We start from the raw sequence: 22,517 nt of genomic DNA, 5'->3' as shown, positions 1-22,517 counted from the left end.
TGGGTTAATGTGGATTTTGTATTTAAAAATAATGAGAATAGTATACATAATTTTATTATTAGTTAGCACTTTTTCTTTTAGTCAAAAGATAAAATATGTTAATCTTAAAAATGGTTTGAATATAAGAGAAAAACCAAATTCAAGATCTGGTATTATAGGTCAACTTAATTATTTAGAAAAGATTGAGGTTGTTAAAAAAATAGATAAAGAATGGCTTAAAATCAGTAACGTTGAGAGGGACTCCATTTTTATTGGGTATGTTTTGGGCAGATATCTAATAAATAAAAAGAGTGAATCAAACATGAATGAATGGACTGTTCATGATTTTATAGTTGAGTGTTCAGAGAATTATAAATTAGAACTAGAACAGCTTATTGAATATGAAAGAGAGCAATGGAAAGATGTTCCGAATCCTCTTGTCGTTATTTATAAAGGAAATGACATAGGAGACTATCATCACATAAATTTTGAAGATTCAGATGGGAAAACATATGATTTTGGATTTGGACAAAATGATTTTAGAGATATATCACTTTTTGATAAAAAAGAATTAAACGATAACCCAAAATACTTAGATAAATCGTTTAAAATATTTTGGAAGTGGAAAGTTTCATCCTTTCCTTGTTGTTCTGGTGATTATACAATTGTTAAAGCTTACCTTCCTTCGATAGTAAAATTAGAAATTTTAAAAGAATAGCTTCTATTCGTTTACTTTATTTAGAAAAACGTAACATAGAAGAGGTATTAATAATAACTAAAAAATGAATAAAATAATAGTAGTATTACTTACTTTAATAACAATTTTATCTTGTAAAATAGAAAAGGCAACTGAAATAATTGTTATAGGAGCGTTACATAAACCAGCACCTAATTTTAATTCAGATATTCTCTTTGATATATTAGAAGATGTAAAGCCTGATTTTATATTAAGAGAACTAGATTCTTCGTTTTTTACTGCTAAATTTAAATATAAAAAGAAACCAAATAGTAATGAGGGTATAGCATCTGAAAAATATGCTAAAAAGTATCCAACAATTCAGTTAAGACCGTATGAGTTTGAAGGGAGAAACGAATATAGAATAAATATTGGATCACGACCTACCGATGGATTTACAACAAAACTTTTAGATAGCTTAAATAAAGCAAATTTATTATCAGTTTCAGAAGCTAAAATTCACGATAAGTACAATGCTCTTTTAGAACCGTTAATAGTATTAGCATCTAAATCTCCCGAAAATTTCAATAATCCGACAACCGATAGTATTTGTGCAGAAAGACAATATTATCAATATAAAATGTTGACAAAAATCACGAATAAAAGAGATGAATTTAAAACTTATTTTCATAAGAAACCAAATGGGGAAAAAATAAGTTATAGAGAAGGATTTCAGTTAGCAGGTGATTTTTGGGATTTAAGAAATCAAACAATGGCTAAAAATATAATGCGAATATCTGAACAAAATCAAGGTAAAAGAATTGTCGTACTCTGCGGGTTTATGCATAGATATTATATTTTAAATCAATTGAAAGAATTGACAAAAAATAAAAACATTACCTTAAAAGAGTATTACGAAAAATAAAACAAGGTATTTATAAACAATGAAATTTTAGGTTCGCAATTTTGATGACTTGTGTATCTTTACATTCAGTGTAAAACCTTTTTATAAAATAAAAATACTGTCTTGTAGGAACGCTATGATCAGTAGATTTTATATTTCCTGTTAACTATGGTCGCAGTAATAAGTAAAATGAGAAGTTATTTAGAAACATTTAATATCTTAACCAGTGAGGATATTGATTTATTTGAACAAAAAGTAAGGTTAAAAAAAATTAAAAAAGGAGATCTCTACATTAGAGAAGGCCAAGTTTGTAAAGAAGTTAGTTTCGTAACCTCTGGTTTATTTAGGTCATTTTATCACTCCTCAATAGAAGAAGAAGTTACATATTGTTTTATTTTCTCCAATACCTTTGTTAGCGCTTATTCTTCATTTTTATTACAAAATAAAACAGCTGAAAATATTCAGGCTTTAACTGATGTTGAATTATTAACTATTTCAAGAGAAGATATTCTAAAATTAGAAGAATTAAGTATCAAATGGTTGAAGTTTTTAAAGATTATTGCAGAGCAAGAATATATTAAGCTAGAAAAAAGAGTTTTCTTATTACAAAGAGAAACAGCAGAGCAGCGATATCGTGATTTACTTACCAATCAGCCAGAACTCTTGCAGTTAATTCCACTTACCTATCTTTCTTCATATTTAGGTATTACTCAAAGACATTTAAGTAGAATACGAAAGTCTATCTCGAATTAGACATATGTCCTTTCAAAAAAGTTAAAAGGTGCAGTTCTTTGTAAAAATATATAGAACAAGCATGAAACAAATTTTAATAATTAACGGCCATCCAGATAAAGAGAGTTTTAATTACGCTTTATCAATAGCTTATATAAAAGGGGTAAGTAAAACGGATTCTGAACTTACTCAAATTAACATTTCTGATTTAGATTTTAACCCTAATTTAAGGTTTGGCTATCGAAAAAGAATGGAGTTAGAACTAGACCTTATTGATGCAATTGATAAAATTAAAAAAGCAGATCATATTGTATGGGTATTTCCAATATGGTGGGGAGGTTATCCTGCATTAATGAAAGGTTTTATTGATAGAACATTTTTACCAGGAATTACCTTTCAGCCAATTGAAGGAAAACCATTACCTCAGAAACTTTTAAAAGGAAAATCAGCACGGTTAATTATTACTTCAGACACACCAAAATGGTATGATTTTTTAATTATGAAACGACCAGCTATTAATCAGTTTAAAAAAGGGACGCTACAGTTTTGCGGAATAACGCCTGTTAAAGTTACTTTTATTTCAGTAATTAAAGGTTCTACTTTAAATTTTAGAGAAAAATGGTTGAAAAAGATAAGCTTGTTAGGAGAAAAAATGGGATAACTATAAGAAATTAGATGGTGATGGTATTGTAAAATTTAGTTTGATTTTATTTCTTTTTTAGCTAATTTCGTTAACATTGAATATAATTCATTAAAATGAAATTATATTCTTAACTGTGTTGGGTAAAAAGTGAAAAAAATGATAAATAAAGAAGAGTATAAAAGCTCATTTGAAGATGAAGTAGATTGGAAAATAATAGAACAATTACATTCAGCAACAGCCAGATTTAGTTCTGCAAGTACTGAGTTGAAAAAAATGTGTCTAATATTAATTGGGATATCAATTCCTGCAATTATAAAACTATCAAATAATTCATTAGATTTTTCCTTATTTGTCACGTTATACATACTAACCTTCACATTTTGGTATTTGGATAGCTACACCTATTTTCATCAAGAAAATTTGAGAGAAAAAATGGATGAAAGGTTTAAGAAATTAAAAGAGAGGAATACAATAAGCAATGAAAATTTTGATAGCGAAGAATTTACCTTAGAAGATAATAGAACAAAAATTGATAGATGGAAAAGAGCCCTAAAAAATCCGTCAGTTAGAATGTATCACGTTTTCATAGGATTAAATACTTTTACTTTAATTTTATTTCTCTTTAAAGTAATTTAAATGAAATATTTCATAAGCTATACGACAAGAGACAAAATAATATCATTAGATTTTTTGACAAGCGTAAATGATATGTTTTCTGAATATGGAGAGGTCTATATTGACCTTTTACATAATAATTCCATAAACAAACAACAAAGAGTTTTTGAGGAGCTAGAAAAGTGTGATGAAATTATTTTAATTGAAACTGAAAGTGTATTTAAATCGGACTGGGTTAAAATTGAAATAGAAAAGGCAAAGGAATTACAAAAAACGATTAGAAAATTTACTTACGCAGAATTAATTCAAAAAGTTAATAAAGGTATTAATAATAAAAGAATGAAAGTCATTTGTTAATAATTACTAAGTTTAGTGCTTAATCTAAAGCTAAGAACTTTTAATTAGATTTGCCAGATATTTTTGATTTGACTTTAGAATAAAAAAGGTAATAACAAAATAAAAAGTTATTATTAAGTGCTTAATCAGAAGTTCATTATTTTTATTCACATACTAACCGTAACGGAAACATTAATGAAATTACGCTTACAATAAAAATATACACATTTTAAGAATTATATATCGTTTATAAGTATAAACGTTAAAATTTCTTAAAATTTATGTAGAATATTCATAAAAATCTAACTTCGTTTATATAAAACCAAACGAATGTTTAAAAATACTTTATTCCTGCTAGGTACACTATTTAGTATAGGCGTATCAATATCACAAAATGCTTTAATTCGAAAACCTGCTATAAGCAATGATGCTTCCCAAATGGCATTTAGTTATTATGGAGATATTTGGATATATAATTTTAATAATAAGCAATCCAAAAGGGTAACAATTCATAAAGGGTATGAAAGTAACCCGGTTTGGAACACTAATGGAACAGCGTTAGCTTTTTCGTCAAATAGAAAAGGGAACGACAATATATTTACAACTTCTGTAAATGGAGGAGTACCAAAGCAATTAACATATTACCCTACGGCAAACATACCAACTAACTGGACAGAAAAAGGCGATGTTGTTTTTACAACTCGTCGTGTATTTAGAGGGCCAGAATGGGATGCGCAAATGTACACTGTAAACGAAAAAGGAGGAACACCACAACGTTTATTAACAGCCTATGGAGAAATGGCAACAGTTTCACCAAACGGAAAGTTAATAGCTTTTACTAAAGGAGCTTGTCGTATTGCACGTGAAGATTATTCAGGTTCAGCACAAAGAGATATTTGGATTTATAATACAGAAACGAAGAAGTACATTCAAATAACAAACAATAATATCAATGATCATTCTCCTATTTGGGATGCTGCTGGTAACTTATATTATGTAGGTGCAAAAAGTGGAAGATACAACGTTTATAAGCAATCAATTTCTTCAAACGGAACTTCGAATGGAGTTGCAACTCAATTAACTTCAGAGAAAAAAGATGGTGTTAGAGCATTTTCAGTAAGTAATAAGGGAATGTTTATTTATTTAAGCGGTGTAAATTTATTTAAAGTTGAAAACGGTTCGAAGCAAAAAATAAACTTAACTATTTTTTCTGATAATCGATTTGAAGAAGAAGAAACGAAAACAGTTTCTAACGGAATTAGTAGTTATGCAGTTTCACCAAACGGAAAAAGTATAGCACTCGAAATTAACGGAGAAATTTTTGTAAAAGAAAATAATAAAGAAAAGAAACGCTCGAACAATGTGAGTAAACATTCGTTTAGAGATCGCAATCCACAATGGGTAGATGATAAAACGGTTGTTTTTTCATCCGATAGAAGTGGTGTTTATCAGTTATATAGTACAGTTTCTACAGATACATTGGTTGGCTTACATCGTAGTTTAAAAACTAAAGTAACGAAGTTAACCAACAGTAAAGAAGATATAGAAAGTTCTTTAGTTTCTCCTGATGGTAAGAAAATAGCATATCAAGTTGGTCGAGGAGTTTTAATGATTGCCGATTTAAAAGACGGTAAAATTGTTAAATCGAAAGAGTACTCAAACTCATGGGCAGCAGCCGAAGGCGTTTCATGGAGTCCTGACAGTAATTATATCGCATACTCACAAGAAGATTTAAATTTTGATAGCGAAATATTTATTCAGTCTATTAAAAATCCTTCAACTAAGATGAATGTCTCAATGCACCCAAGAAGTGATGGAAATCCTGTTTGGAGTGCAGATGGTAAAAAGTTAGCGTTTTTATCAAATAGAAGCGGAATTAATTATGATGTTTGGATGGTTTGGTTAGATAAATCTGATTGGGAAAAATCTAAGAAAGATCATGAAGAAGGTTCTTATTATCCAGAGAAAAAAGAAAAATCTAGTAAAAAGGATAAGAAAAAGGAGAAAGAAGTAATTGTTAAGATTGATGAAGATAAAATATACAATCGTTTAGTTCAGGTAACTTCTTTACAAGACAATGAATATAGCCCAGTTTTTAGTGCAGATAGTAAGTTTATTTATTTTTCAGCAACAGATCCTGCAAGTAAAAAAAGAAGTACTTACAAAGTGAAGTGGGATGGAAGTAAACCAAAAGCAATTAAAGCAGTGCGAGGTGCAAGAGGAATCTCTGAAAATAAAGGAAAAGTTTACTTTACAACAAGAGGAAGTTTAAGTAATTTAGATACAAAGTCTGATAAAGTAACAAAATTACCACACTCGGCTACGTACACCAAAAATAGAGAGAAAGAATATGAGCAGGTTTTTAATGAAGGAATCAGAGCTTTAACGGCTGGTTTTTATGATCCTGAATTTCATGGATATGATTGGAGCGGGTTGGTTAAAAAATATAGACCTTGGGTATTATCTGCAAGCACACATCAAGATTATACGTATATGTATAATTTATTATTAGGCCAGTTAAACGCAAGTCACATGGGATATCGAGGAACTGCCCCTAAAAATACAAGTGATAAAGTAGGTTTATTAGGCTTAGATGTAACAAATTCTAATGACGGAGTAAAAGTGAACTATGTTTTAGAAAATACAGTTGCAGATAAATCGAAAAGTAAATTAAATAAGGGAGATATTATTGTTGCTATAAATGGTGCTAAAATTGCTAAAAATACAAACTTTTATAAATTATTAAAACAAACCCAAGGAAACGAAGTTTTGTTGAGTTTAAAAGGCAAAGAAGATGTGGTAATAAGACCACAAAGATCTATTAGAGGGCAACAGTATGAAGCGTGGATAACTTCTCGTAAAAAATTAGTAGATGAATATTCAAACGGAAAATTAGGATATATTCATATTCAAGGAATGAACATGCCAAGTTTCGAACGTTTTGAGCGTGAATTAAAAGCAAGTGGTTATGGTAAAAAAGGAATTGTAATTGATGTGCGTTATAATGGTGGTGGTTGGACAACCGACAGATTAATGGCTGTTTTAAATGTAGATCAACATGCTTATACAATACCTAGAGGAGCGGTTAAGAGTTTAAAAAATAATAAGAAGTTTGCAGGGAATTATCCGTTTAATGAACGTGCAATCTTATCAGTAAACACAAAACCAGTAGTTGCTTTGTGTAATGAGAATAGTTACTCGAATGCTGAAATTTTTTCACATGCTTTTAAAAATTTAGGATTAGGGAAGTTAGTAGGGCAACCAACATTCGGAGCCGTAGTTTCTACAGGAGGAAAAAGATTACAAAACGGAGCAATTCGTATGCCGTTTAGAGCTTGGTTTGTTAAAAAAACAGGAAAAAACATGGAAAATGAAGCGCCTGCAGTTCCTGATTATTTAGTTAAAAATGCACCAGGATGGAAAGAAAGAGGTGAAGATGCACAACTTAAAAAAGCAGTTGAGGTTTTATTGAAAGATTTAAACTAGAAATAACTGATTTTACTAAAAATAAAATGAAGCATAGAAATTATTTTCTATGCTTTTTTTATAGCTATTTTTGCAAATATGATGCAGATAACAGAGAACGATTTATTAGAGAAATTAAAAGCAAATTTTGGATATGATAGCTTTCGATTAGAGCAACAAAAAATCATTGAAAATGTTTTAGCTAAAAAAGATACCTTGGTAATAATGCCAACGGGTGGAGGAAAATCGATATGTTTTCAATTGCCTGCATTGTTTTTTGACGGAATAACATTAGTTATTTCACCATTAATTGCCTTAATGAAAGATCAAGTAGATAGTTTAAAGGCAAACGGAATAGCAGCAACATATTACAACAGTAGTCAATCACCTGAAGAGCAACAACAAGTTTTTGATGCGATTGTTAATAAAACAGTAAGATTAGTATACGTTGCTCCAGAAAGTTTAGCATTGCTTCAAAATATATTAAACCAAACGTATATAAGTTGTGTTGCTATTGATGAAGCGCATTGTATATCTGCTTGGGGGCATGATTTTAGACCTTCCTATAAACAATTATCATTTTTAAAAAGAACATTACCAGACGTACCTATTGTTGCATTAACAGCAACAGCAGATAAAGCAACTCAAGAAGATATATTAGAACAATTAGCAGTACCTCATGCAACTAAATATGTAAGCTCTTTTAATAGAGCAAATATAAGTTTAGAGGTACGACCTGCAAATGACAGGGTTCAACAGATACTTAAATTTATCAATAAAAGACCAAATGAAGCTGGTATTGTGTATTGTTTAAGTAGAAAAGCAACAGAGCAATTGGCAGGGAAGTTAAAGCAGCAAAAAATAAATGCAAAATCGTATCATGCGGGATTAACTTTTGAAGAACGCTCTAAGAATCAGGAAGATTTTATTAAAGATGAGGTTCAAATTATTTGTGCTACAGTTGCATTTGGTATGGGAATCGATAAATCGAATGTGCGTTGGGTGATTCATTATAATATGCCTAAAAATATTGAAGGTTATTACCAAGAAATAGGACGTTCTGGGCGTGATGGTTTGCCAGCAAAAGCATTGTTGTTTCATAGTTATGCAGATGTAATTCAGTTGCGTCAATTTATTGCGAATAGCAGTAATCAAGAAGTACAAGAAGCGAAGTTAGATCGTATGAAGCAGTTTGCAGAAGCAACTGCATGTAGACGAAAAGTTTTACTAAGTTATTTTGGTGAATTAATAGAAGATGATTGTGGTAACTGTGATGTGTGTAAAAATCCAGTGCAGTTTTTTGATGGAACAGTTATAGCTCAAAAAGCACTTTCTGCTATTTATAGATTGCAAGAAAAAGAAGCTATGGGTACGGTGGTTGACGTATTAAGAGGTGCAAAAAATGCAGGAGTTTTAGATAAAAATTATCAAACTTTAAAAACCTACGGAATTGGAGCAGATATTTCTTGGAAAGATTGGCAGCATTATATTATTCAGTTAATAAACCAAGGATATTGTCAGATAGCATTCCATTTAAATAACACATTACAATTAACTGATTTTTCTAAGAAAGTACTTTTTAATGGAGAGAAAATTCAATTAACAGTACCTGTTGAATTTAAGAAAGAAGAAAAGGTAACCAACTCTAAAGGAAGAAAGGTATCAAAAACAGCTGTTAAAGACACTTTGTTTGAACGTTTACGAAAACTACGTTATCGTATAGCGCAAGAAGAAAATATTGCCGCTTATTTAGTTTTTAGTGACGCGACTTTACGAGAATTAGAAAATGAACGCCCGCAAACAGATTCGGCATTTATGACAATAAGTGGCGTAGGGAAACGAAAACTAGAAGTGTATGGAGGCGAGTTTATGGAAGAGATTAAAACCTTTGTTAAAGAAAAAAAGAAAGGTAAAAAAGATACGACTTTAGAAACGTATGCTTTATATAAAGAAGGTTTTTCAATAGATGATATCGCAGAAAAACGAAACTTAAAAGCACAAACAATATTTTCTCATTTGTCTAAATTATATTTAGAAGGAAAAGATGTGAGTTTAGATGAATTTATTGATGCAAATACTATTAAGTTAATTGCAAATGCAAAAAAAGTATTAAAAAACGAACCTACTTTAAAACCTTATTTTGAGTTTTTAGGAGAGAAAGTACCTTATGAGCAAATAAGAATAGGACTTACTATTTTACAAAAGAAAAGATAAGGTTGTTGTATGAAAGATAGTGAATCTCTTATTAAAAAAACGGATGTAAATCTTTTAAAATTAAAAGAAAAGATAGTTTCTTTAAAGAAAGAAATTAATCAAATAGAGCAGGATTTATTTCCGTTTGAACAATCTTTAAGAAATGCTATTGCAGATTTATTAGTTGAAGAAAGAGAATTAACTATCTTATATAAAATCCAAAAGAAAGCTAAAAAAGAAAAACGTTTAGCGCAGAAAAAGAAAGATAAAAACGATGTTGCCACAACAGGCCTAAAAATAGTTAAAAAAAGAGCACTCCTTTCTGAAGACTCTAATCAAAAAGAAAAAAAGCGTTTATACAAAGAGGCTATGTTATATGTGCATCCTGATAAGTTTTCTTTGAAAGAAAATGAACAAGAACTAGCTACTGATATTACAACCAAACTTATTGAAATATATAAAACGGGAACATTAGAAGAATTACAAGCATATCACGCACATATTTTTAATGGAAACACTTCAATTACATTAAATAATGTGTCAATAAAGAGTAATGTTATTGATAATAATGCTTATTTGAAAAATCAAATAATAGCGTTAGAGCGTCAGTTAGAAAGTTTATTATCTTCACATACGTATACAGTTTTAACATCTTATGAAAAACCAATGTTATTTGTAAATGAACTAGTAGCTTACTATGATGACCGTATTTTTAAATTGAAAAAAAGAACACGTACCAAAAAGTAAAACGGAATTATATTATGATACAATTCCGTTATAATTTAAGTTTAGTTTTTTAACTCTTCCATTTCTTTAATAATGCTATCTAGTTTTGAAATTAGCGTTGCATATAAAATTTTAGTAGATAGTTTAAAAATTAGTATTCCAATAAAAGAAACAATAATAGCAACGATTAAACCAATACCTAAAACTTCAATAATTGTTGTGTCGCTTGAAATAAATTTTGATAAGAAGCTCTTTTCTTTAATAGTATATGCAATTGCGAAAATTGATAAAACTGCCATTGGAATCGCAAAAACAAAAAGTTTTTTAGTAGATTTTGTAATTAAAGTAATAATGTTTCTATAGCTTTTTAAATAAGTTAAGTTGTCAGATTTTACATCAATTGTCTTAAATTTATTCAATAAACGTTGGTTAAAAAAATACAAACTTAATAATAAGAAAGCGCCGTAAATTCCAATAATTGCTTCAGAAAACATACTCATTCCTATAACTAATATGAAAGCCATAGGTAGCAATCCTTTATTATCTATTTCATAAGTTCTTCTTATTTTATTGATAACCGACTTTGATTTTTGATTGTATAATCCATTTATTTTTGGAGCAATTAATGCTTGTTCGTTAATAAATGCTTCGTTCCATATTTTTTCAATTGATTTTTCCATCTAGTATAATTTTTAATTGTTTTTTAATTCTGTTAATACGAACTGCAATGTTATTTGGGCTCGTTCCTATAATTGTAGCAATTTCTTTGTGCGGATTTTCTTCCAGATGCAATAAAATAACTGCCCTATCTGTCTCTGACAATTTTTTGATAGCATCATACAGTAAATTCAAATTCTCATCTTTAAAAGCGGTGTTTTTTTCAGACTCTTCATGAAGTATTTCTACATTAGTCCCTCTTCGTTTGTTCTTCTTATTTAAAGTTAGACAAACATTTAGTGTGATTCTGTATATCCAAGTACTCCACTTCGATTTTTCTTTAAAAGCATCTCTGCTTTTCCAAATTTGTAAGCATGCCTCTTGATAAAAATCTTCAAAATCTTCCTGAGAATCTGTATATGCTCTACATATTTTAATTATAAGACCTGCATGCGGTACTATAGATGTTGTGTAAAAGTCGTTACTCAAAATTGTTTTATTGATTAGTATTCATAGAATTAAAAGTATTACAAGATAACATAAAAAAATATATTATTTTATTTTCAATAATTATTGAAAGTTTAATAATATGTTATATATTTGCTGTATGAATTTAGAAGCTGCAAAATTAAAGTACATACATACCTGGGGAAGTTTAGCAACTAGTTGGGGAATAAACAAAACCATGGCGCAAGTTCATGCACTTTTATTAGTATCTACAAACCCTTTATCAGCAGATGATATTATGGGAATTTTACAAATTTCGAGAGGAAATGTAAACATGAATGTAAGAGCATTGATTGATTGGGGAATTGTAAGGAAAGAGTTTGTTATGGGAGAACGTAAAGAGTTTTTTGTTGCAGATAAAGATATTTGGGAGTTGTTTAAACAAGTTACCAAAGAGCGAAAGAAGCGTGAAATTGAACCTGTTTTAAAAGTTTTAGAAGAATTACAAACGGATGTTGAAGAAGAATCGGAAGATGTTGAAGCTTTTAAAAAGGTTATGAAAGACTTATCTACCGTAACAACTACCGTAAATAATATTCTAGATAAAACGATAAAGGCTGATGAACATTGGTTATTATCAAGCTTTACAAAAATGATAAAAAAGTAAAAAAATTTGAAAATTAACTTTCAATAATTTCTGAAACTATGAAAATAAATATCTCGATTATGACATGGATTAATAGAATTTTAATGATTCCATTTTTAATACTGCTATTAATTGGAATAGTAGAAAAAGACTATTTTTCATTAGCAGCCATTTTAGCTTTCGGAATAGGTGTATACCAAGTTTTTTCATCTTTAATGACTCTTTTTTATTTAAGGTTTATAGATATGAAATATTGTAGGCAAATTCTAGGTTATTTTAGTACGGTAATAATCTATTTTATCTTACTGTATGTTTTAGCTCATTTTTATAAAAACTCTACAAATGAAGGGTTTATTTCGATAGTAATGTGTGTTGTACCTGTATTGTTATCACTCTTCTGGACATATATTTTAGAATCTCTAAAACAGGAAGTATGAATCAACTCACCTATGTTATTTATATTTTATTATCAAGTGCGATCGTTATTTGGGTAGGAAACATGTGTTATAAAAATGGACAGGTATATATATTAAATTATTTTCCAGATAGAATAGCTTTTGGAAACGGTATTAACAAACTACTAAGAATTGCATATTATTTATTAAATATAGGATTAACTGTTTGGAGTTTAAATTCACTAAAAGAAATTAACAGTGCGACAATGATGATTCTCGAAATATGTAATCGATTAAGTTATATTTTGTTGATTATAGCTTCGCTACATATTATAAACATTTACACAGTATATATAATCCATAAACAATTTAAAAGCACAACAATATGAAACTAAGTTTAGAAAAAGATTGGCCAAAAATTAAGGTACACTTTAAAAAAAGTTTCGGAGTAAACATGCACGTTTCTATAGCTTCAGTAAACGTACATAATGAACCAACAGTTACACCAATAGGTTCTTTGTTTTTAAATAAGAATCAAACAGGTTTTTATTTTGAAAAATTTGCAACGAAACTAGGTGAAAATGCTAAAGAAAATAAAAACGTTTGCATACTAGCAGTGAATTCTAGTAAATGGTTTTGGCTTAAGAGTTTATTTAAAGGTACGTTTTCTCAGTATCCAGCAGTGAAATTATATGGTGAGTTAGGTGTAAAAAGAAATGCTACAAGTAATGAATTACGTGCTATGCAACGAAGAGTAAAATCAACTAAAATGTTAAAAGGTAATAAGTATTTATGGAATGATATGCCCATGGTACGTGAAATAAAATTTATAAAAATAGAAAAAATAAACCTAGGTAAAATGACTAGAGAATTATAATAAAAACAATTAAAAATAAAATTATGAACACATCATTAGAATTAATCGCGTATTTAATTTATTTACCAATTAGTATTGGATTAACAACACTTGTATCTCAACATCTTTTTAAAAATAGTAAAATATTTATGTTAGATATATTTCATCAAAAAGTTGAAATAGCCATGGCTACCAATAAGCTTTTTAAAATTGGTTTTTATTTATTAAATATTGGTTTTGCGTTAAGAATTATCAAAATTTATGGATTGGTAGATTATAAAGATTTAGTTGAAACTTTAAGTAGTAAAATAGGTGGTTTTTCAATCTATTTAGGAGTTGTAATGATCTGTTTTATTCTTTTTTTCTTAAAAGGAAGAAAAGCAAGCAGGCAAGGAGAAACGGAACTAGTAAATGAATAAATAATTTGTGTGAAAAAATAATGAACACCTAAAAACAGAAATTATGCCTACAATTGTATTATTCACCAAAATAAAAGCGGCTCAAAAATTAGTTTTTGACCTTTCTAGAAGTATAGAACTACATAAAATTTCTACTAAAAAAACAAATGAAAAAGCAATTTCAGGGAAAACGGAAGGATTAATAGAACTAGATGAAACAGTTACATGGAGAGCGAAACATTTGGGTGTATATCAGAATTTCACATCAAAAGTAATAGGATGTGACTCACCAAATTATTTTGCCGACATAATGCTTTCAGGTGCTTTTAAAAGTTTTAGGCATGAACATTATTTTTCATATGAAGATAATATAACAACTTTGGTGGATGTTTTACAGTATGTTTCTCCATTAGGAATATTGGGTAAATTAGTAGACCTATTGTTCTTGAAAAAATATATGACCAACTTTCTAATTCTTAGAAATGATACCATAAAAGCATTTGCAGAAACAGAAAAATGGAAAGAAATACTTACATGAATTTAAAAGTAATCAATAGTTTAGTAACTTATTTTATTAGTGCGGTTTGGCTAATAAATGGACTTTTCTGTAAGGTTTTAAATTTTGAACCAAGGCATCAACAAATTGTTTCAAGAATTTTAGGTGGTGAATATACTAGTGAATTAACCATATTAATAGGATTGTCAGAACTAGTAATGGTGGTTTGGGTTTTAAGTCGATTTAAATCTAGGTTAAATGCTATTTTTCAAATAACAATAGTTCTTGTAATGAATATTATAGAATTCTTCTTTGCTTCAGATATATTGCTCTGGGGTAAGTTCAATATTATTTATGGCTGCTTGTTTGTTGCATTGGTGTATTACAATGAGTTTGTACTAATTAAAAAAATAAATAAAGATGTCGTTTCTTAAGAATCATTTATTCGGAGTAGAAGCTTTTTTTGAAAGTTCACTTGTTTTAACTTTTGCTGTACCAAAGGAAGAATTAGCAGAGTTAATACCGGAATGTTTGGAGTTGGATTTGTTTAAAGATAAATGGGCGTTTATAGCAATGGCAACCGTGCAAACAAAAAACTTAAGGCCAAAAGGGTTTCCGAATTTTTTAGGAAATGATTTCTTTCTAATAGGGTACCGTGTTTTCGTTCGCTATACGAATGCAAAAGGAAAAAAATTACGAGGGTTGTATATTTTAAAGTCAGAAACAAATAAAAAGAAGATGGCTTTTATGGGGAATATCTTCACACATTATAATTATACAGCTACAGATATCAATCAAATTAAAAAAGAAGATGTTACAGAAATATATTCAAAAAAATCTAATTTTAAGATCGTAATAAAAGAAACGATAGGTGCTATTGATTTACCTAAGTCATCACCTTTTGATAATTGGAAAGAAGCAAGAAGGTTTGCAGGCCCGTTACCATTTACGTTTACGTATAATGAAAAATCAAAAGAAGTTTTAATTATTGAAGGAGTACGAAAGAACTGGAAGCCAAAACCTGTAAATATAACAGCGTATGATATTTCTTTTTTAGAAGATTTAAAACTAGAAAAAAGTGTGCTAGCCAATGCTTTTAAAATAGAGAACGTACCGTATTACTGGAAAAAAGGAGTAGTAGAATTATGGAAATAGCGAGAAGAAAATTTCAAGGAGTTTTAAATATTTTAAGTTTTAATAGACACTTCTATATTATCGGTTTAATCGTTCTAGCAGTATTAGTTGGTAGTCAATTTTTATTAAAATGGCCAGATAGTTTGTTTTTGAGTGTTCTATTGTTATTTCTTTATGGATTTATAATGCCATTAATAGTCTCGATGTATGTGTATGATTTCTCAAAGTATTATACATTGTCTTGGTTAGATAGTATTATAAAATTTAAGACTAAAGATATCGTAAATATAAATGCAGGTTTTGATGAAACAAGTTTTATCATTAAACATAAATTTCCAAATGCGACTTTAAAAGTTTTTGATTTTTACAATGTAAAAGAACATACTGAAGCAGCTATTGTAAGAGCTAGAAAGGTCACAATGGAATATCCAAACACACAAGAAATTAAGACAAGTTATATACCATTAGAAAATGCATCTGTAGATGTTGTTTTTCTGTTGTCAGCAGCTCATGAAATAAGGAAAGAGTCTGAGAAAGTTCAGTTTTTAAAAGAGTGTTACAGAATTTGTAAACCAGAAGGAAAAATAATAATGGTAGAACATTTACGAGATTTTCCAAATTTCATAGCATTTTCAATAGGGTTCACACATTTTTTTTCTCGAAAAGTGTGGGAAAGAGTATTTAAAAAAGCAGGTTTTAATTCTGTTTCAGAAGTTAAGTTTACGCCATTTATGTCTGTTTTTAGTTGCAATCCATAAAAAATATCTATGTATATTCATTTAAAAATAATAGGAGTATTATTAACTCTACTAGCCTTTTTGCATATCGGATTTTCAAAATATTTTAATTGGAAAGAAGAGTTAAGTACATTGAGTTTAATTAATCAACAAATGATGAAGGTTCATACCTTTTTTATAGCTTTTGTTGTTTTTTTGATAGGTGTTTTATGTTTTACATTAACAGAAGAAATTATTGAAACAAACTTAGGTAGAAAAATAGCTTTTGGCTTGTCTCTTTTTTGGTTCGTGAGGCTCGTTTTTCAATTATTTGTATATTCTCCGATGTTATGGAAAGGGAAAATATTTGAAACAATAATGCATGTTTTGTTTACATTGTTTTGGGTGTATTTAAGTGTGGTTTTTTTTATAATATATTTAAATTAAAAAAATATGAGTTTTTTAAATGCAGCATGGCGAAAGTTGGTAATGATTAATTACGAAGTAAATCCAGGAATATTACAAAAGTATGTGCCGAATGGTACTGAACTCGATTTTTTTAATGACAAATGCTATGTTAGCGTTATTGGTTTTATGTTTTTAGACACTAAAATATTAGGAATGAAGATTCCGTTTCATAGAAACTTTGAAGAAGTAAATCTTCGGTTTTATGTAAAAAGAAAAGTTAAGAATGAATACAAAAGAGGAGTAGTGTTTATTAAAGAAATTGTACCAAAATCGGCAATAACATTTGTTGCAAATACCATTTACAACGAAAATTATGAAACCTTACCAATGAAACATATATGGGAGGAATCTGATGAAAAATTAAAGGTTTCTTACCAATGGAAAAAAGCTAAGAAGTGGAATGAAATTTCTGTTGAGGTTTCAAATACTTTGTGTGAAGTTGAAGAGAATTCAGAAGCTGAATTTATTGCAGAGCATTATTGGGGCTATGCTAAAAATATAAATATAACAACAGAGTATGAAGTGAAACACCCAAAATGGAAACAGTATTTAGTAGAAGATTATAAGGTTGCTATAGATTTTTTAGCAACTTACGGAAAGTGCTTTAAAGAGTTAGAAAATCAAAAACCAACTTCCGTATTTTTAATGGAAGGTTCAGAGATTTCTGTAGAAAATAAGATCGTGTTCTAAAAGAGTAATTGTTGAATTTATAGAATGGAGTATTTTTTATGTGCTAGATTTTTATTCATACTTGTTCATTAATCCAAAGTCGAAAGGTGTCCATAAACAAGATTTTAATCCGCTTTCTTTAAATCCTATATTTACCCAGCTATTACAAGTTTTAAAACATGAATAACTCCCTTTTGCTTTATAAAAATTATCTATTGATGAATAACTTTTATTTTTAAGGATTGTTTTCATTCCGTTTTTATTAATTTCAAATGTATTTAGTAAATAACTGTTTAGTTTTTGTAATTCAGATTCGTTTACTTTTATTTCAATCCAATCTGAACGTTTTTGTTTATAGCGAGTTACGTGTATTAAAGTTGAACTTTCCAAAAATAATGCTCTAAAAGCATTATTGATAGTCAAATCTCCCCAAGTTGGTGTATTGATATAAAAGTTTTTATCTCCCCAACCAAAAGATAAATACTTTTCGTTTCTATTGTGTTTTATTCCAGATAACACTAAGTCCTCAACGTTTTCTATTGGAATTACAATATCTAAATGAACTCCATTTGTATTTAAATAAACCAGTTTTTCAGAACTTTCATTATTTACAATTCTACCGACTGTTATTGAAGATAGTATTAAAGAAATAATTATATATACTATTGGAATTAACAGTAAGTATAAAATCCATTTAATTATTTTTTTTCCTATTTTCATATAGATCAACTCTTATGTTTGCTAACGTGTTTTACATGATTTGTTTGCGTGAATTTAACAAATAATTACAAGCCTTTGAAGTCCACGAGATTTTTCCGAATGAAAAACTTATTAAGTAATTAATTATGCACGGTGTTGGTGGTAGTGTTTTTCAATTCGTTATTTTTCTGTGAATGAATATTTACTGATTTTTAAAATTATCGATAACGTGACAATGATATTTGAAAATGTATATTCGTAAATATCCAATAAACCGTGTGCAACAGTATTCCTTAAATTCAATCCGGCTTTTTCGGATAAAACATACTTTATAAAAATTCTATCTTCTTCGTCAAATCCAGTTTGATTTATGACAGAATGTTTAATATCAGCGAGCATATCATCTAGTAATTTTTCCATTACTAATTTGTCTTTACCTTTTTGCCTTGTCTTAAATGTAGCAATTCCAATTTTTTCACAAAAGTTTCTGATTAAAGTTTCTATTTTTAAAACTAAACTGTCAGTTATAGTTACACAATCTACCTCATATTCATTATTGGTTGAATAATTATCCAATTCTTCAAAAATTCTTTTTATACTAGGTTTAATTAAGTCAATTGGAATAATCTCAACATCTTCTCCATTATATTTTCTAATAATTGGTTCATTCAACCAAGTATTTTCTAAATAACTTATAATAGATTTAAAACTAATTTTTCCCGATGTATATGCTACTACAAAAAATTGATGCATATTTTGTTTACCAACTTGAAAATTGAAACCATAAGATCGCCAAAAATTAAATAAATTTTTTTCTTCTTCTGTGTGAAAAGTTTCAATAGTATTACCGAATTTATCTAAAATTGAAGAACCTAATATTGGTATAAAAACATTTTCCTTTTTAGACTCTTTTGCTATAGATTGAATAGATTCAATTTTATTAAACCAAGGTGTGCTTATTAGGTAATATATAATTTGATTTTCACTACTTGAACTTACAACCTCGTTTATATACGAAGTTATATTTTCATTATATTCTTTAGGGAAATCTTGCCGAATTGTTGCTAGTTTAAATTTCCCTCTTTGTTCTGAATATTTTTTTTCAATTTCAGATATTTTGCTTTTGTTTTTTAATTGCTGGTAAATTCTTAATGCGTTTTCTGTAAACGTTACCGCAGCCATATTGTTTCCCTTTTCTGCATTATCAGAAAGTTTTATATATAATTCAGCTTTGTATTCTAATAAATAATTAATGTTCTTATTGGTTTTTTCTCCAATGTCAATAGTTAAGTCTGTTATGTATATAGCTCCCCAAATATGAGTTTTTTCTTGTTCTTTAGCCCCTAATATATTTTTAGAGATTATCTTATCATAATCAACTTTAGTCTTGAATATTTTATAGTATTCAGAAGTTAAACCAGATAAATCAAGTAAAATACGAAGTGAACCACCTCGAGTTATATCCCAAGTATTGTGCGTTTTGTATATTGATTCTATTATTAGGTTAAGTTCTTCTTTCAGTTTGGATTTATGAGCAATAAGAAATGCATTATTAAGAGTTGTAATATAATCTAAATTGTAGCGTTTTTTATCACTAGGGTTTATAGCATTTTCTAAATATTGTTGACTTAAGGAATACAATTTATTAAAGAGCTGTTTTTTAAAATCAGTATGTTTGGAATAGACTGTTTTACTACCAAAATAAACTAAAAGACCAAATTCAGTTTTTGCATAGAGGTTACTACAATTCTTATATCTATCTTCGAAATATTGAAAATCTTTTTCTTGTAAATCTCTTACATCTGGCCAATAAAAAGGTCCAGTTGTTCCATCTTCGAAAGTTTGTGTTCCAGCTGTTTTCCAACCAAGTCCATCAATTGTTCCATCATAGTCATTTTGTTTTTTACCAAATGATTTTGAAATGGAAAAAGCTTGTCTTTCAAGTTCTGATATTTCTAGAGTAGAAAAGTCTCCTTTTTCATTAAGAATTTGAGATATTTCTTGTAATTCAGAGTTTATAGTATGGTTTGAACGACAGTCATAACCGCTTTCATTTAGCTTTTCATAAAATTGTTCTAGTTCGTTCATCTTTAATTATGGACTGTTGTCAGCATACCCTATTATTCTGATATATTAGAAGGCTATGCAGAGTTTTTGAATTAAAAAAGGCTTTTTATTCTTCATAATTTTTAAGTAATAAATGTAGCACTTTTTTAGAAGCTATCAAATGAGTTTTTATGTTAGATAGTTTTTTTGTTGAAACATGTGTGTGAATGATTGTGCTTACAACCAAAAATTCTCAGGTAAATGCTACCTGAGAATTTTAAAACCTGTATGATTTATTAGATGTCACTAATTAAATTAGTGTCCTTGTTCTTCTAAGAAGTTAAAACTACTCGAATTTTTAATATTAACTTCTTCAGAAAAATCACCATGAATAATTAAATTATTTTCGTGACGATTAATTAATTTACTCATTTTGTTACGGTTTAATAATAAAACAGTTTTAGAACCAGAATGATCTTTGGCTTCTAAAATATTCTCACCATTAAATTCAATAATCCATCCACTTTCTTTGATGTTCTTTTCGTACTCTAATTCGATTATTGGCATTTTATAAAAACGATAATCTTGTATATACCCTAACTCTATTTTTAAACGTAAATTACCACCTTCAACAGTGTACGAACTTTCTTTTAAACCAGCTTCTTTTAAAGAAAATTTGTTAAAAGCAGGTTTATCCATTACAATTTTTAACTGTCCTTCTGTTGTACTTAATTTCATAATTGATCTTTTGATTTTTGTTTATACTAATTTACGACTACTAATTTTTTAGAAAAATGACATTTATCATTATTCCTTAAAATTATGTGATTTCGATATGAAAATTTTTGATTTTTAAATTGTCACTTCGAGTGATTTTTGATGGAAAATAGTATCGAGAAGTATAATTTAAAAACGAAAAAGGTTGTTCTCTATACTAAATTCTTCCAGAATTTCACTCGAACTGACACCTTTTCCTTATGTTGAATTCACGTTAAAATTGAATAGTTTTTTGTTAAATATTTAAAGTTACAAGTATTCTATAAGTAGAAAATTTAGTAAACAAAAAACCTCACAAATAGATGTGAGGAGTTAAGTGTTTATCTGAAGGCATTGCCTTCTATATTGCTTACCAATTTTAAATAAAGCTTCGGTAATTTGGCTTAGAAAAGGAGAACTTGGTAGCTGTGGTATTTAAACTTCAGCTCTAAAGTTGGCTAAATCTTCTTCCCAAGAATATTCTTTGTACTTTATTTTATAATCAGAAATATCTTTACCTAGTTGCGTTTTAAATATACTTTTAATTCCTTTTATGCCTCCGAAATCTGCTAAAAACCATTTAAAAAGAACAGTTGTATGTATTTCTTTTTTATCAGGATGAAAATCTGTCTCACTTTCTAAAAAAGATTGAGTAGCTAAGTTTAATTCTTCTTCGATATTTAAAGGAGTATAAAAGGCAATTGGCGGACAACTTTTTGCGCCACAATTTAAAGCAAAGTGAATACGATAATCAATTTTAGAAACAGCAAGTTTTTTAATTATTTTAGGAGGAAATAAATTAGCAATAAAACCCAATGAATATTTATAGCGATACCTTCTTAATATTCCGTGTTCTACATCATCTAAACTAAATATTGTACCAGCAATTGTGAATAGTTTTTTCTTGTAGATGATTTGTTTGTCAATTTTCTCTTTTTCTCTTAATATTTGATAAAAAGCATTGTAGATATTAATCCAAAATGCTTTTTTTTGAGTGTCATTAATAAGCGTATTGTTTAATTTTTTAAAATCGAAACACTCTAACTCTAAACGAATTTCTGAGACGTTTTTATCTAGTTTTACATGAAGTAAAAGTTGCTCAGAAAGTTTATTTAAGTGTTTAGGCATTATTAAGGTATTTTAAAGAGCAGCGATAATAGCTAAAGGATCGGCTCTTAGTTTATAATCTTCAACAATATAATCGTACGTTATTTTTTTATCTGTATCAATAATATAAGTTGCAGCAATAGGTAATTCATTCTCATTGTTCCCTTGACTTTTAAGAAGGTTAATTCCAAAACTATTATAAAGAGTTGTTAAGTTTTCTGGTAATTTATATAACAAGCCTAAAGACCTTGCTAAATCATTATTGCTATCTGTTAATATTTCAAACTCTAAATTGTTTTTTTCTTTTGAATTAAGAGAGTTGTCAGGCGTTTCTGGGGTAATTGCAATAAGCGTAGCTCCTTTGTCATTAATTTCAGGAAGTGCGTTTTGCAATGCTTTTAAAGCTAAATTACAATACGGGCACCAACCACCTCTGTAAAAAGTAAGTACTATTTTTCCTTTTTTAAGAAGCGTATCAAGAGCGGTTAATTCACCAGTTGCATTAGGTAAAGAAAAGTCAGGAAATGTATCACCAGTTTTTGTAACCTTGGCTAATATAGTTGTTTTTTCTAGTTCGGTAATAGCAGCTTTCATGATGTTTTGAGGTTCACCAGGATGCCTTTTTTCACTATTGTCGGCTAATTCTTTTAATTGTTGTGTAAGTGTCATAATTACATTTTAAAATGTAGTCTCTTTTTTAGGATTAACATTACATCTTAAAAACAAAAAACCTCACAAATAAATGTGAGGCTTTATAA

General features: G+C 28.6%; 27 protein-coding genes. 20 read left to right on the top strand and 7 right to left on the bottom strand.

The annotated features are described in order from the left end of the window. The first annotated feature begins 31 nt into the window (after positions 1–31). The 9 genes from CXF68_RS00275 (at position 32) to CXF68_RS00235 (ending at position 10,290) form a co-directional block, all read left to right on the top strand. Positions 32–697: an SH3 domain-containing protein gene (locus tag CXF68_RS00275; RefSeq protein ID WP_157821821.1), complete on the top strand. Its 666-nt coding sequence runs from the start codon at positions 32–34 to the stop codon at positions 695–697. A gap of 64 nt (positions 698–761) precedes the next feature. Next, positions 762–1,580 (top strand): hypothetical protein, encoded by an 819-nt coding sequence (locus CXF68_RS00270; RefSeq protein ID WP_101042372.1) that lies wholly within the window; start codon positions 762–764, stop codon positions 1,578–1,580. Positions 1,581–1,727: 147 nt separating this feature from the next. Next, positions 1,728–2,312, top strand: coding sequence for a Crp/Fnr family transcriptional regulator (locus tag CXF68_RS00265; protein ID WP_232771586.1), 585 nt, complete (start codon positions 1,728–1,730; stop codon positions 2,310–2,312). Between the two features lie 61 nt (positions 2,313–2,373). Beyond that, positions 2,374–2,952, top strand: a complete 579-nt coding sequence (locus tag CXF68_RS00260; protein ID WP_101042370.1) for an NAD(P)H-dependent oxidoreductase — start codon at positions 2,374–2,376, stop codon at positions 2,950–2,952. Positions 2,953–3,081: 129 nt separating this feature from the next. Then, positions 3,082–3,570, top strand: a complete 489-nt coding sequence (locus CXF68_RS00255) for a hypothetical protein (RefSeq protein WP_157821820.1) — start codon at positions 3,082–3,084, stop codon at positions 3,568–3,570. Beyond that, a complete protein-coding gene (locus CXF68_RS00250) occupies positions 3,571–3,906 on the top strand; it encodes a hypothetical protein (protein ID WP_101042368.1) in 336 nt (111 codons plus the stop codon). Positions 3,907–4,215: 309 nt separating this feature from the next. Then, positions 4,216–7,371 (top strand): S41 family peptidase, encoded by a 3,156-nt coding sequence (locus CXF68_RS00245; RefSeq protein ID WP_101042367.1) that lies wholly within the window; start codon positions 4,216–4,218, stop codon positions 7,369–7,371. Between the two features lie 78 nt (positions 7,372–7,449). Further along, a complete protein-coding gene (recQ, locus tag CXF68_RS00240; RefSeq protein WP_232771585.1) occupies positions 7,450–9,564 on the top strand; it encodes a DNA helicase RecQ in 2,115 nt (704 codons plus the stop codon). Between the two features lie 9 nt (positions 9,565–9,573). Next, complete coding sequence (locus tag CXF68_RS00235; protein WP_101042366.1) at positions 9,574–10,290, top strand: hypothetical protein; 717 nt, start codon at positions 9,574–9,576, stop codon at positions 10,288–10,290. Positions 10,291–10,331: 41 nt separating this feature from the next. Here CXF68_RS00235 and CXF68_RS00230 read toward each other — a convergent pair whose 3' ends face one another. Both CXF68_RS00230 and CXF68_RS00225 read right to left on the bottom strand, forming a co-directional pair. Beyond that, on the bottom strand, positions 10,332–10,949 hold the full coding sequence (locus CXF68_RS00230; protein ID WP_101042365.1) for a hypothetical protein: 618 nt from the start codon (positions 10,947–10,949) through the stop codon (positions 10,332–10,334). After that, positions 10,933–11,415, bottom strand: a complete 483-nt coding sequence (locus tag CXF68_RS00225; RefSeq protein WP_101042364.1) for an RNA polymerase sigma factor — start codon at positions 11,413–11,415, stop codon at positions 10,933–10,935. Before CXF68_RS00225 ends, CXF68_RS00230 begins: the two co-directional genes overlap by 17 nt. Positions 11,416–11,533: 118 nt before the next feature. Between CXF68_RS00225 and CXF68_RS00220 the strand changes: the two genes are divergently transcribed. The 11 genes from CXF68_RS00220 to CXF68_RS00170 are packed head-to-tail and all read left to right on the top strand — an operon-like array spanning position 11,534 to position 17,172. Further along, positions 11,534–12,040, top strand: coding sequence for a GbsR/MarR family transcriptional regulator (locus CXF68_RS00220; RefSeq protein ID WP_101042363.1), 507 nt, complete (start codon positions 11,534–11,536; stop codon positions 12,038–12,040). Between the two features lie 38 nt (positions 12,041–12,078). Next, on the top strand, positions 12,079–12,456 hold the full coding sequence (locus CXF68_RS00215) for a hypothetical protein (RefSeq protein WP_101042362.1): 378 nt from the start codon (positions 12,079–12,081) through the stop codon (positions 12,454–12,456). After that, complete coding sequence (locus CXF68_RS00210; protein WP_101042361.1) at positions 12,453–12,803, top strand: hypothetical protein; 351 nt, start codon at positions 12,453–12,455, stop codon at positions 12,801–12,803. The genes CXF68_RS00215 and CXF68_RS00210 overlap by 4 nt, the downstream gene beginning before the upstream one ends. Beyond that, a complete protein-coding gene (locus tag CXF68_RS00205; RefSeq protein ID WP_101042360.1) occupies positions 12,800–13,291 on the top strand; it encodes a pyridoxamine 5'-phosphate oxidase in 492 nt (163 codons plus the stop codon). The genes CXF68_RS00210 and CXF68_RS00205 overlap by 4 nt, the downstream gene beginning before the upstream one ends. Positions 13,292–13,314: 23 nt before the next feature. Next, positions 13,315–13,689: a hypothetical protein gene (locus CXF68_RS00200; protein WP_101042359.1), complete on the top strand. Its 375-nt coding sequence runs from the start codon at positions 13,315–13,317 to the stop codon at positions 13,687–13,689. A gap of 43 nt (positions 13,690–13,732) precedes the next feature. Next, a complete protein-coding gene (locus CXF68_RS00195; RefSeq protein ID WP_101042358.1) occupies positions 13,733–14,206 on the top strand; it encodes an SRPBCC family protein in 474 nt (157 codons plus the stop codon). Then, positions 14,185–14,598: a DoxX-like family protein gene (locus CXF68_RS00190; RefSeq protein WP_232771584.1), complete on the top strand. Its 414-nt coding sequence runs from the start codon at positions 14,185–14,187 to the stop codon at positions 14,596–14,598. Before CXF68_RS00195 ends, CXF68_RS00190 begins: the two co-directional genes overlap by 22 nt. Further along, complete coding sequence (locus CXF68_RS00185) at positions 14,585–15,319, top strand: DUF2071 domain-containing protein (RefSeq protein WP_101042356.1); 735 nt, start codon at positions 14,585–14,587, stop codon at positions 15,317–15,319. The genes CXF68_RS00190 and CXF68_RS00185 overlap by 14 nt, the downstream gene beginning before the upstream one ends. Then, positions 15,310–16,056: a class I SAM-dependent methyltransferase gene (locus CXF68_RS00180; RefSeq protein WP_101042355.1), complete on the top strand. Its 747-nt coding sequence runs from the start codon at positions 15,310–15,312 to the stop codon at positions 16,054–16,056. The genes CXF68_RS00185 and CXF68_RS00180 overlap by 10 nt, the downstream gene beginning before the upstream one ends. 9 nt (positions 16,057–16,065) lie before the next feature. Then, positions 16,066–16,461: a hypothetical protein gene (locus CXF68_RS00175; RefSeq protein WP_101042354.1), complete on the top strand. Its 396-nt coding sequence runs from the start codon at positions 16,066–16,068 to the stop codon at positions 16,459–16,461. A 6-nt stretch (positions 16,462–16,467) separates the two neighbouring features. Then, positions 16,468–17,172, top strand: coding sequence for a YqjF family protein (locus CXF68_RS00170; protein WP_101042353.1), 705 nt, complete (start codon positions 16,468–16,470; stop codon positions 17,170–17,172). Positions 17,173–17,223: 51 nt separating this feature from the next. Here CXF68_RS00170 and CXF68_RS00165 read toward each other — a convergent pair whose 3' ends face one another. The 5 genes from CXF68_RS00165 to CXF68_RS00145 form a co-directional block, all read right to left on the bottom strand. Further along, on the bottom strand, positions 17,224–17,871 hold the full coding sequence (locus tag CXF68_RS00165; protein ID WP_101042352.1) for a DUF2459 domain-containing protein: 648 nt from the start codon (positions 17,869–17,871) through the stop codon (positions 17,224–17,226). Between the two features lie 159 nt (positions 17,872–18,030). Next, on the bottom strand, positions 18,031–19,938 hold the full coding sequence (locus CXF68_RS00160; RefSeq protein WP_101042351.1) for a DUF4209 domain-containing protein: 1,908 nt from the start codon (positions 19,936–19,938) through the stop codon (positions 18,031–18,033). Between the two features lie 273 nt (positions 19,939–20,211). Beyond that, entirely contained in the window at positions 20,212–20,634 is a 423-nt protein-coding gene (locus CXF68_RS00155) for a hypothetical protein (RefSeq protein WP_101042350.1), read from the bottom strand. Between the two features lie 453 nt (positions 20,635–21,087). After that, positions 21,088–21,780 carry a DUF547 domain-containing protein gene (locus tag CXF68_RS00150; RefSeq protein WP_101042349.1) on the bottom strand — a complete coding sequence of 231 codons (693 nt, stop codon included), beginning with the start codon at positions 21,778–21,780 and terminating at the stop codon, positions 21,088–21,090. A 12-nt stretch (positions 21,781–21,792) separates the two neighbouring features. Continuing rightward, positions 21,793–22,428 carry a peroxiredoxin-like family protein gene (locus CXF68_RS00145; protein WP_101042348.1) on the bottom strand — a complete coding sequence of 212 codons (636 nt, stop codon included), beginning with the start codon at positions 22,426–22,428 and terminating at the stop codon, positions 21,793–21,795. Positions 22,429–22,517: the final 89 nt, after the last annotated feature.

Source organism: Tenacibaculum sp. Bg11-29, assembly GCF_002836595.1.
Lineage (GTDB): Bacteria > Bacteroidota > Bacteroidia > Flavobacteriales > Flavobacteriaceae > Polaribacter.
Note: the sequence above shows the minus strand (reverse complement) of the source record. Positions and strands in the feature narration are given on the sequence as shown.